The sequence below is a fragment of the Dietzia sp. genome (assembly GCF_036741115.1).
Lineage (GTDB): Bacteria > Actinomycetota > Actinomycetes > Mycobacteriales > Mycobacteriaceae > Dietzia.
This window is the reverse complement of sequence record NZ_DAINST010000079.1, coordinates 1-13,049: the sequence shown is the minus strand read 5'-3', so window position 1 is coordinate 13,049 and position 13,049 is coordinate 1. Positions and strand designations below refer to the sequence as shown.

12 protein-coding genes and 1 tRNA gene are annotated in these 13,049 nt (G+C 68.9%); 5 read left to right on the top strand and 8 right to left on the bottom strand.

Annotated features, from left to right (window positions below; all coding sequences use genetic code 11):
• From V7E05_RS11655 to V7E05_RS11645, 3 genes are all read left to right on the top strand, one after another.
• On the top strand, window positions 1-734 hold a 734-nt coding region (locus tag V7E05_RS11655), incomplete at its 5' end, for a thioesterase family protein (protein ID WP_333619817.1).
• Between the two features lie 110 nt (window positions 735-844).
• Window positions 845-1,252 carry a YciI family protein gene (locus V7E05_RS11650; RefSeq protein ID WP_333619819.1) on the top strand — a complete coding sequence of 136 codons (408 nt, stop codon included), beginning with the start codon at window positions 845-847 and terminating at the stop codon, window positions 1,250-1,252.
• Window positions 1,253-1,293: 41 nt separating this feature from the next.
• The gene (locus tag V7E05_RS11645; protein WP_333619818.1) at window positions 1,294-2,439 is read left to right on the top strand and encodes an RNA polymerase sigma factor; all 1,146 of its coding nucleotides are present in this window, start codon (window positions 1,294-1,296) and stop codon (window positions 2,437-2,439) included.
• Between the two features lies 1 nt (window position 2,440).
• Here the strand turns inward: V7E05_RS11645 and V7E05_RS11640 are convergent.
• A tRNA-Ile gene (locus V7E05_RS11640) sits at window positions 2,441-2,517 on the bottom strand.
• Between the two features lie 34 nt (window positions 2,518-2,551).
• A complete protein-coding gene (locus V7E05_RS11635) occupies window positions 2,552-3,355 on the bottom strand; it encodes an MBL fold metallo-hydrolase (RefSeq protein ID WP_333619816.1) in 804 nt (267 codons plus the stop codon).
• 123 nt (window positions 3,356-3,478) lie between these two features.
• Here V7E05_RS11635 and V7E05_RS11630 point away from each other — a divergent pair, with 123 nt between their 5' ends.
• A complete protein-coding gene (locus tag V7E05_RS11630; protein WP_333619815.1) occupies window positions 3,479-4,402 on the top strand; it encodes a serine hydrolase domain-containing protein in 924 nt (307 codons plus the stop codon).
• Window positions 4,403-4,659: 257 nt separating this feature from the next.
• Window positions 4,660-5,169: a DUF3145 family protein gene (locus V7E05_RS11625; protein ID WP_333619814.1), complete on the top strand. Its 510-nt coding sequence runs from the start codon at window positions 4,660-4,662 to the stop codon at window positions 5,167-5,169.
• A gap of 85 nt (window positions 5,170-5,254) precedes the next feature.
• On the opposite strand, the gene V7E05_RS11620 is transcribed toward V7E05_RS11625, so the two are convergent.
• The 6 genes from V7E05_RS11620 to V7E05_RS11595 all read right to left on the bottom strand — a co-directional run.
• On the bottom strand, window positions 5,255-6,427 hold the full coding sequence (locus tag V7E05_RS11620) for a glycerophosphodiester phosphodiesterase family protein (RefSeq protein WP_333619813.1): 1,173 nt from the start codon (window positions 6,425-6,427) through the stop codon (window positions 5,255-5,257).
• A 292-nt stretch (window positions 6,428-6,719) separates the two neighbouring features.
• Window positions 6,720-8,177: an acyl-CoA carboxylase subunit beta gene (locus tag V7E05_RS11615; protein WP_333619812.1), complete on the bottom strand. Its 1,458-nt coding sequence runs from the start codon at window positions 8,175-8,177 to the stop codon at window positions 6,720-6,722.
• A 417-nt stretch (window positions 8,178-8,594) separates the two neighbouring features.
• A complete protein-coding gene (gene acpM, locus V7E05_RS11610) occupies window positions 8,595-8,843 on the bottom strand; it encodes a meromycolate extension acyl carrier protein AcpM (RefSeq protein ID WP_333619811.1) in 249 nt (82 codons plus the stop codon).
• A gap of 169 nt (window positions 8,844-9,012) precedes the next feature.
• On the bottom strand, window positions 9,013-9,975 hold the full coding sequence (locus tag V7E05_RS11605) for an ACP S-malonyltransferase (RefSeq protein WP_333619810.1): 963 nt from the start codon (window positions 9,973-9,975) through the stop codon (window positions 9,013-9,015).
• Window positions 9,976-10,152: 177 nt separating this feature from the next.
• Window positions 10,153-11,475 (bottom strand): PucR family transcriptional regulator, encoded by a 1,323-nt coding sequence (locus V7E05_RS11600; RefSeq protein ID WP_333619809.1) that lies wholly within the window; start codon window positions 11,473-11,475, stop codon window positions 10,153-10,155.
• The coding region (locus V7E05_RS11595) for a transketolase-like TK C-terminal-containing protein (protein WP_442891668.1) at window positions 11,472-13,049 on the bottom strand (1,578 nt) is incomplete at its 5' end. The genes V7E05_RS11600 and V7E05_RS11595, both read right to left, overlap by 4 nt.

The window sequence follows — 13,049 nt, the reverse complement described above, 5'->3', positions numbered from 1 at the left end:
GCGGCGCGTGGAACGAGGAGGAGCAGCACATCTCGCCGTTGCTCGGATTGCTCGCCAAGATCGTCGAGGACGACTGCGCCGAGCGGGATGCCGCGGCCGGCACCGACCGCGGGCTCGTCCTCGCGCGCCTCGACTTCGAGATCCTCGGCACCGTCGCGATCACGCCTTTCGAGGTGCGAACGGAGATCGTCCGCCCGGGCCGCACGATCGAGCTGGTCCAAGCCGTGGCGAGCCAGGACGGGCGCGATGCGGTGATCCTCCGCGCCTGGCTGCTCAAGCCCATCGACTCTTCTGCCGTCGCCGGACACGCGTTCCCGCCGATCCCCGCGCGCGAGGACATGGAGGAGTTCGATCCGCGCGGGCTGTGGCCGGGAGGGTTCATCGATTCGATCGCCGAAGGGCGGGTCCGCGCGATCGAGCCGGGGCACGCGCAGGTGTGGGCCCGCACCGATGTCGAGCTCGTCGAGGGCGAGGCGCAGAGCGACGCCACCGGTTTCGTCGGGATGTTCGACCTCGCCAACGGGCTCTCCGCCCGCGCCGCGCGCGAGGAAGTCCTGTTCCCGAACGTCGACCTCACCGCCCACCTCTTCCGGCAACCGCGCGGGAAGTGGGTCGGATACGAGGTGCGGCAGAACTTCGGTGCCGAGGGCATCGGGCTCACCGAGACCGTGCTCTACGACGACGACGGCCCCATCGGCACGATGTCCCAGATCCTCACCGTGCGGCCGAGATAGCGCGGGATGTAGAAAAGCCGGCATCGGCTCCGTCTCCCTGATGAATGCGGCCACAATGGTCGCGTCGCTCCCACTCACAACGAGTGGAGTCTCGAATTCGGGAGGACATCATGGCCAAGTACCTGTTGCTCAAGCACTACCGCGGCGCCCCCGCGCCGAGCGTCGACATCTCCGCCGAGAACTGGACCGAGGACGAGTGGTCCGCGCACCTGCAGTACATGGACGATCTCGCGGCGAAGCTCACGGAGAGCGGCGAGTATGTCGACAGCCAGGCCCTGCGCCCCGAGGGCGAGTGGGTGCGCTTCGACGGCGAGGGGCGGCCGCCGCTTACCGACGGCCCGTTCGCCGAGACCAAGGACCTCGCTGCCGGATGGATGATCATCGACGTCGACTCCTACGAGCGGGCCCTCGAAGTCGCCTCGGAGCTGTCCGCGGCTCCTGGCCCGGGAAGCGAGCCCATCGGCGAGTGGCTCGAGCTGCGGCCGTTCATGGGCTCACCTACGGCCACGGGGGAGTGATCCGAATCAACGGTCGCGCGGCGGGTGCGGAGCTCCCGGAGATCCGGGAACTCGTCCCGCGCGCGATCGCCGTGCTCTGTCGACGCGGCGCGGATTTCGCCTCGGCGGAGGACGCGGTCCAGGAGGCGCTCGTCGAATCGCTCGGGCGGTGGGAGAACGGCGAGATCCGCGATCCGCTCGGCTGGCTCGTCGCCGTCGCCTGGCGCCGCTTTCTCGACTCCGTGCGCTCGGATTCGGCACGCCACTCCCGCGAGATGACGGCGGCGGCCGATCCCGCCGCGTCGCCGGCGACACCCAACGGAGACTCCTCTGCAGCTGTAGATGACACTCTCGAGCTCTACCGCCTGTGTGGGCATCCGAGCCTCGGCGCGTCCTCGGCCGTCGCCCTCACCCTTCGCGCCGTCGCAGGCCTCACCACCGCCCAGATCGCCGCGGCCTACCTCGTGCCGGAAAAAACGATGGGGCAGCGGATCAGCCGCGCGAAGGCGAAGCTCCGGGGCGTTCGGCTGGGCGAATCGGGGAGCATCCGCACCGTCCTCAAGGTGCTCTACCTCGTGTTCAACGAGGGTTTCTCTGGCGACGTCGACCTCGAGACCGAAGCGATCCGCCTCGCAAGCGACCTTCGCGCGCGCCGCGACCATCCGGAGGTGTCCGGGCTACTCGCGCTCATGCTGCTGCACAACGCCCGCCGCCCCGCCCGCTTTGATTCCCGTGGCGGGGTCGTCCCGCTCGACGAGCAGGACCGCCGGCTGTGGGACCGCCGCCAAACGGCCGAGGCCATCGGGATCCTCCGCTCCGCGCTGGCCCGCGACGAGCTCGGCGAATACCAGGCGCAGGCGGCGATAGCCGCGCTCCACGCGGACGCCCCGGCCGCCGCGGAAACTGATTGGCCGCAGATCGTCGAGTGGTACGACGAGCTCCTCGCACTCGGACCGAATCCCGTGGCCGCTCTCGGCCGGGTCGTCGCCGTCGGCGAGGCGGAAGGACCCCACGCGGGGATGGCGGCGCTCGTCGAGATCGATCCCGGGGTCCCGCGCCGTGAGGCCGTCGAGGCTCGCCTCGCCGAACGCGCGGGCGAGCTCCCGCGGGCCGCTCGGCTCTACGCCGCGGCCGCAGAGAGCGCAGCGACGACGGCCGAGCGCGACTATCTCCGCGGCCGCGCCGCACGCGCCGCGAACTCGAAATAACTGGTGGGCCCAGCGGGGCTCGAACCCGCGACCAGCGGATTATGAGTCCGCGGCTCTAACCGACTGAGCTATAGGCCCGTGCACGATAATCGTACCGGCAGGCCGCCGCACCTCAGGCGACCGGTAGGGCCCGCGCCTGCTCGAGCAGCACCGGATCGTGCGCGTTGACGATGAGCAGGTCCGGCTCCCCGCGCTCCCAGAGTTCGCGCACCCGCCGTTGGTTCTCGAACTGCGCGTCGAGATCGAAGGCCTCGATCCGCGCGAGCGTGCGGATCGCCAGTGGCACGTCGCGCCGACACCCGAAGACCTCGTCCCTGTGGTCGAAGAGGTCGCCGCAGTGCAGGACCCAGCGATCCCCGGCGTCGACGGCGACACCCGCATGCCCGCGAGAGTGTCCTGGCAGCGAGATGAGCACGATCCCCTCGGCGATCTCGGTGAGCTCCTTCGCCGCCGCGAACCCGCGCCACAATTCACCGTAGGGCGTGTGCTCGACCAGGCGCGGTCCGTGCGCGAACTGAGCGGCGTTGTAGCGGATCCGCTCGAAGCGCGTGCGGCCCATCGTCGCCCCGAGCGCCTCCGCGGAGGTCACATGGATGTCCGCGTGCGGGAAATCGGCGATGCCGCCGGCGTGATCGAAATCCATGTGCGTAAGCACGATGTGCCGGACGTCCTCGGGCGAGAAACCGAGCGCGCGCACTTGGTTGACGGCGAACTCCGCCTCGTCTCCGGCGAAGCCCAGCAGGTGGCGAATCGGACCCATGCGGGTGCCGGGATCGGCGAAGTCGGCTTCGCCCACCCCGGAATCGACGAGCACGAGACCGGCGTCGTCGGTCTCGACGAGCAGGCAGTGGCACACCATGCGGCCCGCCGGGGTGTTCATCGTCGCGCAATTGAGGTGGTGGACACGGTGTGCCATGGTGTTCTCCCGGTCGGCTCGCGGGCGACGCTGCGCCCCGTGGCGCCAAGCTAACACCCAAACCCGCACGGGCGCGGGCGTTCCACCCTCCGCAGGCTCGGCGGGCGCCGATAGGGTGGGCGCATGAGCGAGCCCACCTCCGCGAACGACTCCCGCACCGCGCCCTCCGCCGACAATTTCGCGGCCCTCTCCTCTGCCCTCGAGGCCATCGGGGAATGGCCCGTGGGGAGCGCGGCCGCCGCCGTAATCGGCGCCGGGTCTGGTGGAACCGACGGATCGGTTGGGGCACCCGCGATCCTCGCCACCTACGGCGATACGGGCGAGGTGTTCGAGCTCGCCTCGGTGACCAAACTGCTCACCGCAGCGGCAGTGCTTCTCGCCGTCGAAGAGGGCGCGTTCGAGGCGGACACACCGGCGGGGCCAGAGGGCTCCACCGTCCGCCACCTCCTCGCGCACGCCTCGGGGCTCGCTTTCGATTCCCGCGAGGTCAAGGCCGCGCCGGGGGAGAAGCGCATCTACTCGAGCGCCGGGTACGAGGTGCTCGCCGAGCTCGTCGAGGCGGAGGCGGGCATGGGCTTCGCCGAATACCTCGCGGAGGGCGTGGGGGGAGGACTGGGGATGACGGCGACCGTGCTCGACGGCTCGGCCGGCCACGGCGCCCGCGGGTCGGTGGCCGATCTCGCTCTCCTCGCCTCCGAAATGCTCGATCCGCGACTGCTCTCGGCCGAAACCTGGGACGACGCCAAGACCACGCAGTTCTCCGGGATCAACGGGCTCGTCCCGGGTTTCGGGATGCAGAAGCCGTGTCCGTGGGGGCTCGGACCGGAGATCAAGGGCGAGAAGTCGCCGCACTGGACCGGAAAGCGGAACTCCGCCTCGACGTACGGGCACTTCGGCCAGTCCGGCACGTTCCTGTGGGTCGATCCCGAGGCGACAGGGGGGCCGCTCGCGCTGGTGGTGCTCACGGACAGGGCGTTCGGGGACTGGGCCAAGCCACTGTGGCCGGCGCTGTCCGACGCGGTAGTCGACGCGGCGGCCGGGCGGTAGCAGCCTCTGTCGTCATCCACGAGCTCCTGCCTCGGGCGCCGATCCGCGACACGCCGGAGCGCCGCGTACCGGCGCCGGGGGTGGGGCTATACATTTGCTGAGAATCGAGACGTGTACCTTGAGGCGTTTGGCCACACAGGGCACACTGGGATTCACAAGTAACACGAGACAACAGAAGTTCGATATCTGGTTGGTTCACGCCTGGTGATTGAGGTCGTAGGGGAAGACGTTCCTCAGCTACTCGGGAGTGTTCTCCAATGACAGATCTCAAGATTTACGGCGACACCACGACCGGCGTGGTCTTTATCCATGCCACACCGGTCGCGATGTGCCAGCACGTGGAATGGTCCTTGCGGACCATCCTCGAACGATCCGGCGAGCTCGTATGGTCCGAGCAGCCGGCGATGTCCGGTACCCGCAAGGCGATCATCGACTGGATCGGCCCGGTGGGAACCGGAGCACGCCTCGCGCAGGCTCTCGAGAAGTGGGAGTTGATCTCCTTCGAGGTCACCGAGGACCCGTCCGAAATGGTGGACGGGGAGCGGTTCTCCTACACGCCTTCGCTGGGCATGTGGCGTGGGCAGACAGGCGCCTCCGGCGATGTCGTCCTCGGTGAGGACCGGCTCCGTCATCTCATGAGCCAGGGTGCCGATGCCTTCCACGCGGCAATGGAAGAGGAGCTCGGCACGGCGTGGGACGCCGAGCTCGAGGCGCTCCGCGGCTTCGACGACACCCCCGAGGTCACCTGGCTCTCCCGCGTGGGCTGAGCCCGCTGTTATGCGGCGCGCGGCTGAGACACGCGCGCCGCAGCCGACCTTCCCTGACCTGGGCGCAGGAACGCCCGCCCCGCGGCTATGCGCGGGCGAGCTCGATGCTGAGCCCTTCGAGGATCCCGAGTAGCACGTCCGGGTAGTCGGTGATCATTCCGTCGACCCCCGCATCGAGCATGTACTCCATGCTCGCCGGGTGGTCCACCGTCCACGGGACGACCTTGAGGCCCAGTTCGTGCGCGCGATCGACGAGCTCGGGGGTCGTATAGGGCGAGCAGCCCTCGGTGTCGAGATCGCAGCTCTGCGGGGTGGTGTCGACGGGCGAATATGCCTCGACCCCCTCGATCGACGCGGCGGCGGCGACGCCCGCGAGTGCGGGCTGCGTGGCCGAATCGCCGAAATCGTCGACGTCGAGTCCGCCGAGCCACGGCGACTTCCCTTCCTCGCCCGCTTCGAGGAAATCGCCGTTGGTGAGCGCGACGAGCGGCGTGCCGGGGCTGAGCCGGTGGTAGGCCATGAGCGCGCCCCAGTCGAAGCTCTGGATGGACACCCGGGCCGCCATGCCCGAGGCCTCGATCAGCTCGTGCACCGCGCGGATGAACTCCTCACGCGGGGCGGTCTCTTCCGGAGCTCCGGCCTCGACCTTCGTCTCGATGTTGAAGCGGATGCTGCGGTTCCCGCTCTCGCGGACCAGGTCGAAGACCTCGGAGAGGAGCATGATCTTCGAGCCAGGGTGCGTCTGTTGCTCGGGGAACCCGTCCTTTCGGGCCGAGCCGCAGTCGAGCGTCCGCAGCTGGGCGAGCGTGAGGTCCTTGACGAACTTTCCCACGTAGGGGAACTGCGGATCGCCTCCCACGGCAGGTGCCGTGTCCGTGCATACCGCGGGGTTGGTCTTTCGGTCGTGGCTGACGACGACCTTCCCGTCCCTCGTGACCTGCGTGTCGAGCTCGAGCGTGGTGACCCCGAGGCGAATGGCCTCCCCGAAGGAGAACGGGGAGCTCTCGGTATTGAGCCCGATGCCGCCGCGGTGCGCCTGGAGGTCGAAGCCCTCGGGCAGTGAGTTCATGTCTTCTCCGAGGCTCCCGGTGAGGCTTCCGGGCTCGATGGTGCTCGATGCGAAACCGTTCGCCCCGAGGCTGCCCGACTCCCGGGCGGCGGGGGCAGTGTCCGCCTCGGCGGGGGACGCTTCGGCGATCTCAGAGACGCCCGAGGCGGCGATTCCGGCGGCTGCGGAGAGGGCGGCGAGCGCCGTCATCCAGCAGGGCCTGCCGGGAGTGCGAGGGGAGGCCGGGCACGGGGCCGCGGCGCCTACCTCGCGGAGTGCCCGACCGCCTGCCGTGCCACGTACTGCGCCCTGAGACATGCCGCCGACCCCCGCTCTCCGGCGCGAAGCCCTGCGCCCCGCGCGACGCGAACCACGCTAGGGCGCGCGTCTGGCCTCCGGGTGGCCGGCGGGCAAAGGACGGGTGAAGGGTGGGGAGGGAAGGGGGAGGCCGGGAGAGATGGGGAAGGCCGGCGACGACCGAGCGGGGTGCGCCTAACGCCGGCTACAGCGGGATATTGCCGTGCGCACCGCGCTCGTGGGGTGCGGTGGCGAGGGTCTCCGCGAGGCGGAAGCGGGTGTCGGCGGGGTCGATGACCTCGTCGACGACGCCGATGTCCATCGCGCGGTCCACTCCGCCGGAAATGCGAGCGTGCTCCTCGGCGAGCCGATCGTGCAGCGCCTCGCGCTCCTCCTCTGGGGCGGCGGCGAGCGCGCGCTTGTGGAGGATGCCGACGGCGGCCTTCGCGCCCATCACGGCGACCTCCGCATTGGGCCACGCGAAGACGGCCGAGGCGCCGAGCGCCATCGAGTTCATCGCGATGTAGGCGCCGCCGTAGATCTTCCGGGTCACGAGCGTGACCCGTGCGACCTTCGCCTCGGAGAAGGCGTGGAGCAGCTTGGCGCCGCGCCGGACGACGCCTTCCCACTCCTGGCTCACGCCCGGGAGGTAACCGGGCACGTCGACGAGCACCACGAGGGGAATGCCGAACGCATCGGACATGCGCACGAAGCGCGCGGCCTTCTCCGCGGACTCGGAGTTGAGGCAGCCGCCGAGACGGAGCGGGTTGTTGGCGATGACGCCGACCGTCCTGCCCGCGAGGCGCCCGTAGCCCACCACGATCGACGGTGCCCACTTGCTCTGCAGCTCGATAAAGCCCGCACGACCCTCGGCGGGAGTATCGAGCAGTTCCTCGACGATCGGGTGGACGTCGTACGCGCGGCGCGGGGACTCCGGGAACAGCGCGCCGATGTCGAGGTGCTCGGAGCGCAGCGCCTCGGCGTCGAAAACGCCCTGGGCGGTGAACAGCTCGGTGAGTCCGCGCGCGTAGCGGTAGGCATCGGCCTCGTCATCGGCTGCGATGTGGCACACGCCGGACTTGCGGTGGTGCGCGACCTGCCCGCCGAGCTCGTCCATCGTGACCCGCTCGCCGGTGACCTGGCGGACCACATCCGGGCCCGTGACGAACACCTTGCCCTCCGGCGCCATGATCACGACATCGGTGAGCGCAGGGCCGTACGCGGCGCCGCCGGCGGCCGGCCCGAGCACCACGGAGATCTGCGGGATCTTGCCCGAGGCCCGCACCATCGCGTGGAACACGACGCCCACGCCGTGGAGCGCCTCGACGCCCTCGGCGAGGCGCGCGCCCCCGGAGTGCCACAGGCCGATGCACGGCACGCCCTCTTCGACCGCCGTGTCGATCGCCGCGACGATGTGCGCGCAGCCGAGGTGGCCCATCGCGCCGCCCATGATCGTGGCGTCGGTGCAGAAGGTGATCACGGGGGAGCCGTCGATCGTGCCGCGGGCCGCGACGACGCCGGCGCCGTCGTAGGTCGCCGGGGCATCCGCAGAGTGCAGCGGCTCCATCGAGTAGTCGTCGAGGAGGGTGGCGAGACGGACGTGCGGGTTACGCGGGTCGACGTCCTCGGCGGTGGTGAGATCGGTGGGGGCGAAAGTGGTCATAGCTTGCTTTTCCTTAGGGGCTCTTCTGTGGTCGGGCCGCCGTGGGGGTGGCGGTGGCCAGGCCCCGCGCTGTCCGCGGTCGATGTGCGAGGAAGGTGCCGCTCGGGGTGAAAGCAGCCGGATCCGAATTGCCGATCCGAGGCCCGGCCCGGGAAGGCGGGCCGAACGTGGCGTCCGGTGGAGGTCCGGATCGGGGAGTGGGCCGAGTAGGCCGCGTGCCGTAGGTCGTGTGTCGTATGGCGGGTGAGGCCGCCGTGCGACGAGAACGGAAATGGCAGGGGAAGGACTCTGCTCGGACAGTTTAACAGTGCAGGTTAATCTTTGTCGAAGAAGCTGCCACCTGCGTCGCGCCGTGAGGGGCGCGATGGGCGGGAGCCCGGCCGGGGAGCGGTGCCCGCGCCCCGGCCCAGCGGCCTGCTAGGCCTCGATCTTCTGCACGTAGGCGACCGCATCGCCCACGGTGCGGAGCTTGCTGAGGTCCTCGTCCGGGATCTCGATGCCGTAGCGATCCTCGAGCTGCACGGCGATCTCCACCATGGAGAGCGAGTCGATGTCCAGGTCGTCGACGAAGGACTTCTCCTCGGTGACCTCAGCGGGCTCGATACCGGTGACCTCCTCGACGACCTCGGCGAGGCCGGCGATGATTTCTTCCTTGGTGCGTGCCATGGGGGGTGTCCCTTCGTTTGTGTTTATGGTCTTTCGTCCCGGAGTCGCAACCCGGTTGGGTCTGCGTTCCGAAGTCTTTTCTCCTGTGACGGCGGAGTTCCGTGTCTTCGCCCCTCCTCCTCGCTCGCGTCGGTTTCCCTCGCGCGCGATCCGGAGCCGGGCGTAGCCGCTAGGCGGCCTGGGTGGCTCCGGCTACCGTGCCGATGTCCGCAGGCGACGCGATGGCCAGGCGCTCGACTCCTCGCATCTGTCGCTTGGCGATGCCGGTGAGGGCGCCGGCGGGCGGCAACTCGACGAACGTAGAGACGCCCATGTCCATCTGGGTCTGCGTGCACAGATCCCAGCGCACGGGGGAGGTGATCTGCGAGACGACGCTGTCGAGCGCTGCGCGGCCCGACGTGACCGAAGCGCCGTCGGCGTTGGACAGGAGAGTGCACACGGGATCGTGCACCTCGACCTCTGCCGCCGCCGCGGAGAACTCCGCTACGGCCGATTCCATGAACGGAGTGTGGAACGCCCCGGCGACATCAAGCGCGCGGACCTTGGTTCGCGTCGGAGGGTTGGCCGCGAAGTCGGCGCATGTCGTGGCGTCTCCCGCGGCTACGATCTGCCCGGCCGCGTTGACGTTCGCGGAATAGAGTCCGGCCTCCGCGATGGCGGAGCGCACCTCCTCCTCGCGGCCGCCCAGCACTGCGACCATCGTGGTCTCGTGCTCGGCGCACGCCCTGGCCATCGCGGCGCCGCGCGCCGCGGCGAGGCGGACCGCATCGGCGTCCGAGAGGACGCCCGCCATGGCCAGCGCCGCGAGCTCGCCGATGGAGTGCCCGGCGACGACCGTCGTCTCGTCTGTGCGGTGGTGGCCGTGTTTGCCGGATTCCTCGCGCGCCTGCGGCAGAAGGCCGTGTTCGCGGAGGCCCGCGGCGGCGAGCAGTTCGCTCGCGACGACGAGCGGCTGCGTGATCGCGGTGTCGCGGATCTCCTCCTGCGACGCCTCGGCACCGAGCCATGCGAGATCGAGTCCGGCGACGCCGGACCACTCTTCGAGGCGGGCGCGGGCAGCGGGAGACTCGAGCCATTCGGCGAGCATTCCCGTCTTCTGTGATCCCTGTCCCGGGGCATTGAATGAAAGCACGAGTTAAAGGAAACACCTTCGGCGGCTACCGCAAGGATGTCTTGAGTCCCAGAAACGAAACGGAATCTTTGGAGGGTTCCTCCAAAAATGCTGATGCCGCGTGCCCCATCTGTTACCTGAACGTTTTCGTTACGGGGTGTGAAGAATCGATATGAGTGTAATCCGAAGGGGCGAATGTTACTGAAGGCTTCCCAAGGCCACGGCGATCTTCAGTACGAATTGATCGCGGGCTCGTAGTGGGTCGAACTGTGTGATCTGCGCAACACGTTTGAGTCGATACCGCACTGTGTTCGGGTGGACGAACAGCTCCCTGGCACAAGCCTCGACCTGGCCGCCGTGCTCGAGATAGTGCGCGAGCGTCTCAGCGATGGTCGGGTCCGCGGCGCGAATCGGCCCTACGACCATATCGACGAGTGTGTGCCTCGCCGTTTCATCTCCCGCGAGGATCCTCTCGGGCAGGAGGTCGATGGCGGTGACGGGGCGGGGCGCGTTCGGCCACGCGGCGACGACGTCGAAACTCTTGAGCGCCTCGAACGCGCTGAGCGGCGCCCGGTCGAGGCCGTCGACGGTGGGCCCGAGGACGACGGGGCCGTCGTCGAAGATGGACATGATCCGCTCGGGAAGATGCGTCGGAGAGGCGAGCGGGCCGGACAGTGCGACGACGAGCCGAGCGCCCTGCACCACCGCGAGAGCCTGGCGGCCGTCGGACTGTGCCGCGAGGTGAATGGTGTTGACCGTGTCGATTCCGAGGTTCGCCGTCGCCCGGCCGACGATCACCGTGACGGGCTGGTTCGCGTCCCAATTGAGCGCCGCCGAGGCCGAGGCGAGTTCCGCGCTGTCGTCGCCGCGAATGATCGCGTCGACGAGCATGGCCTCCATGCGGGTATCCCACGAACCGCGGTCCTCCGCCGCGCCCGCGTAGACGGCGGCGGCGGTGAAACCGAGCTCTCGTCCGTAGCGAAGAAGCGCGGCGTTCGTCGCGTTGCGCTGTTCCTGGTTGTGCGTGACCCGCGGGAGGACGAGCTCGAAGTAGTCGAGCGTCGAGCGGACGAGCTGCACCGTTTGCTGCAGGGAGAGTAGCTGGCCGGAGGTGCCGGGCAGGAGCTTGAACCCGGCGATCGTGTCGGAGAGCTCGGCCCCCGGATTCTTCGTCCAGTTCGCGAAATCGCGGATGGCGCTTTGGATGATCAGGTGGATCTGCGATTTCTGGTCCGCAGGGAGTGCCTTGAAGAAGGGGAGCTCGGAGTCGAGCCATTGGACTGCCTCGGTCGACAGGCGCCCGGAGTAGCGGGTGAACCGCCGGAGTAGGGCATCGGAGATGCCGCGGCTGCGCTCCGCGTCCTCGGTCCGTGCCTTCCGGATCCGCTCGGCGGATAAGCCTGTGGAATCGGCGATGGGTGGAGGGGAGGCGCCGGCGGCGGCGTTATTGCCGCCGTCGCCGTCACCTCCACCTGCATGGTCGAACGAATCGTCGCGTTCGTGCGAACGGGTTGTTGTCACGCCACTCCGGGGTCGCTGGTCTGTTCCGGTGCGGCCTCGACGTCTTCGATCTGGAGATCCTTGGTGGCCTGCACGAGCCGATCATGCTCGATCTCGCCCTGCTTGTACAGGCCGCGGAGGACGGCGGCGACGATCGAGTGCGCGTCGGTGTTGAAGAACCGGCGCGCTGCCGGCCGCGTGTCGGAGAAGCCGAAGCCGTCGGTGCCGAGCGTGATGTATTCGCGCGGAACGAATCCGCGGATCTGCTCCTGCACGGCGCGCTGATAGTCGCTCACCGCGATCACGGGGCCCGATCCGCCCTCGAGCTGCCGGGTGACGAACGGGGTGCGCTGCTCGTCATCGGGGTGGCGCAACGCGTGCCGCTCGCACTCGAGGCCGTCCTTGGCGAGTTCGTTCCATGAGGTCGCCGACCACAGGTTCGCCGCGACCCCGTAGTCCGCGGCGAGGATCTCCTGCGCCTCCATAGCCGAGTACATCCCCACGCCCGAGGCGAGGATGTCGGCCGCGAGGCCCTCGTTTTCCGCGGGGCGGAAAAGATAGAGGCCCTTGAGGAGCGCCTCGGCGTCGATGTTCTCTGGCTCCGCGGGCTGGACGACGGGCTCGTTGTAGAGGGTGATGTAGTACGAGACGTTTCGGTCCTGATCGTGTGGAACGGGTTCGAGCGAGAGCTCGGGCTCGGTCTCGGCGCCGGGTCCGTACATGCGGTCGATGCCGGCGCGGAAGATGTGTGCGAGCTCGAAGCCGAAAGCCGGGTCGTAGGCGACGATCGCCGGGTTGCTCGCGGCGAGCAGGTGCGAGTGCCCGTCCATGTGCTGGAGCCCCTCGCCGGTGAGCGTGGTGCGCCCGGCTGTCGCCCCGAGGAAGAAGCCGCGGGCGAGCTGGTCGGCGGCGGCCCAGATGAAGTCGCCGGTGCGCTGGAATCCGAACATCGAGTAGAAGATGTAGAGCGGGATCATCGGCTCGCCGTGGGTGGAGTATGACGTGCCGACGGCGGTGAACTCGGAGACCGAGCCGGCCTCGTTGATCCCCTCGTGGAGGATCTGGCCGTCCTCTGCCTCCTTGTAGGAGAGCATGAGGTCGTGGTCGACCGAGGTGTAGTTCTGCCCATGCGGGTTGTAGATCTTGAGCGTCGAGAACCACGAGTCCATGCCGAAGGTGCGGGCCTCGTCCGGGATGATCGGGACGAGCCGCTTGCCCAGCTCGGGGTCGCGCATGAGGTCCTTGATGATCCGCACTGCCGCCATCGTCGTGGCGACCTCCTGCTTGCCCGAGCCGCGGCGCATCTTGGCCAGCGAGTCGATGCTCGGCACCTCGAGCGGGGTGAAGGCGTGGCGCCGCTCCGGGAGGAAGCCGCCGAGCTCCGAGCGACGCTCGAGGAGGTACTTGATCTCCTCGGACTCCGGTCCCGGGTTGTAATACGGCGGCAGGTAGGGGTTCTCCTCGATCTCCGCATCGGAGATGGGGATGCCCTGCTTGTCGCGGAAGTTCTTGAGGTCCTCGACCGTCAGCTTCTTCATCTGGTGGGTCGCGTTGCGGCCCTCGAAATTGCTGCCGAGGCCGTAGCCCTTGACCGT

What these genes read in the sequence shown, in the direction of transcription:
- V7E05_RS11650 (WP_333619819.1), top strand. Translation starts at nt 845, where the DNA reads ATGGCCAAGTACCTGTTGCTCAAGCACTACCGCGGCGCCCCCGCGCCG.
- V7E05_RS11635 (WP_333619816.1), bottom strand. Translation starts at nt 3,355, where the DNA reads ATGGCACACCGTGTCCACCACCTCAATTGCGCGACGATGAACACCCCG.
- V7E05_RS11630 (WP_333619815.1), top strand. Translation starts at nt 3,479, where the DNA reads ATGAGCGAGCCCACCTCCGCGAACGACTCCCGCACCGCGCCCTCCGCC.
- V7E05_RS11625 (WP_333619814.1), top strand. Translation starts at nt 4,660, where the DNA reads ATGACAGATCTCAAGATTTACGGCGACACCACGACCGGCGTGGTCTTT.
- V7E05_RS11620 (WP_333619813.1), bottom strand. Translation starts at nt 6,427, where the DNA reads ATGACGGCGCTCGCCGCCCTCTCCGCAGCCGCCGGAATCGCCGCCTCG.
- V7E05_RS11615 (WP_333619812.1), bottom strand. Translation starts at nt 8,177, where the DNA reads ATGACCACTTTCGCCCCCACCGATCTCACCACCGCCGAGGACGTCGAC.
- acpM (WP_333619811.1), bottom strand. Translation starts at nt 8,843, where the DNA reads ATGGCACGCACCAAGGAAGAAATCATCGCCGGCCTCGCCGAGGTCGTC.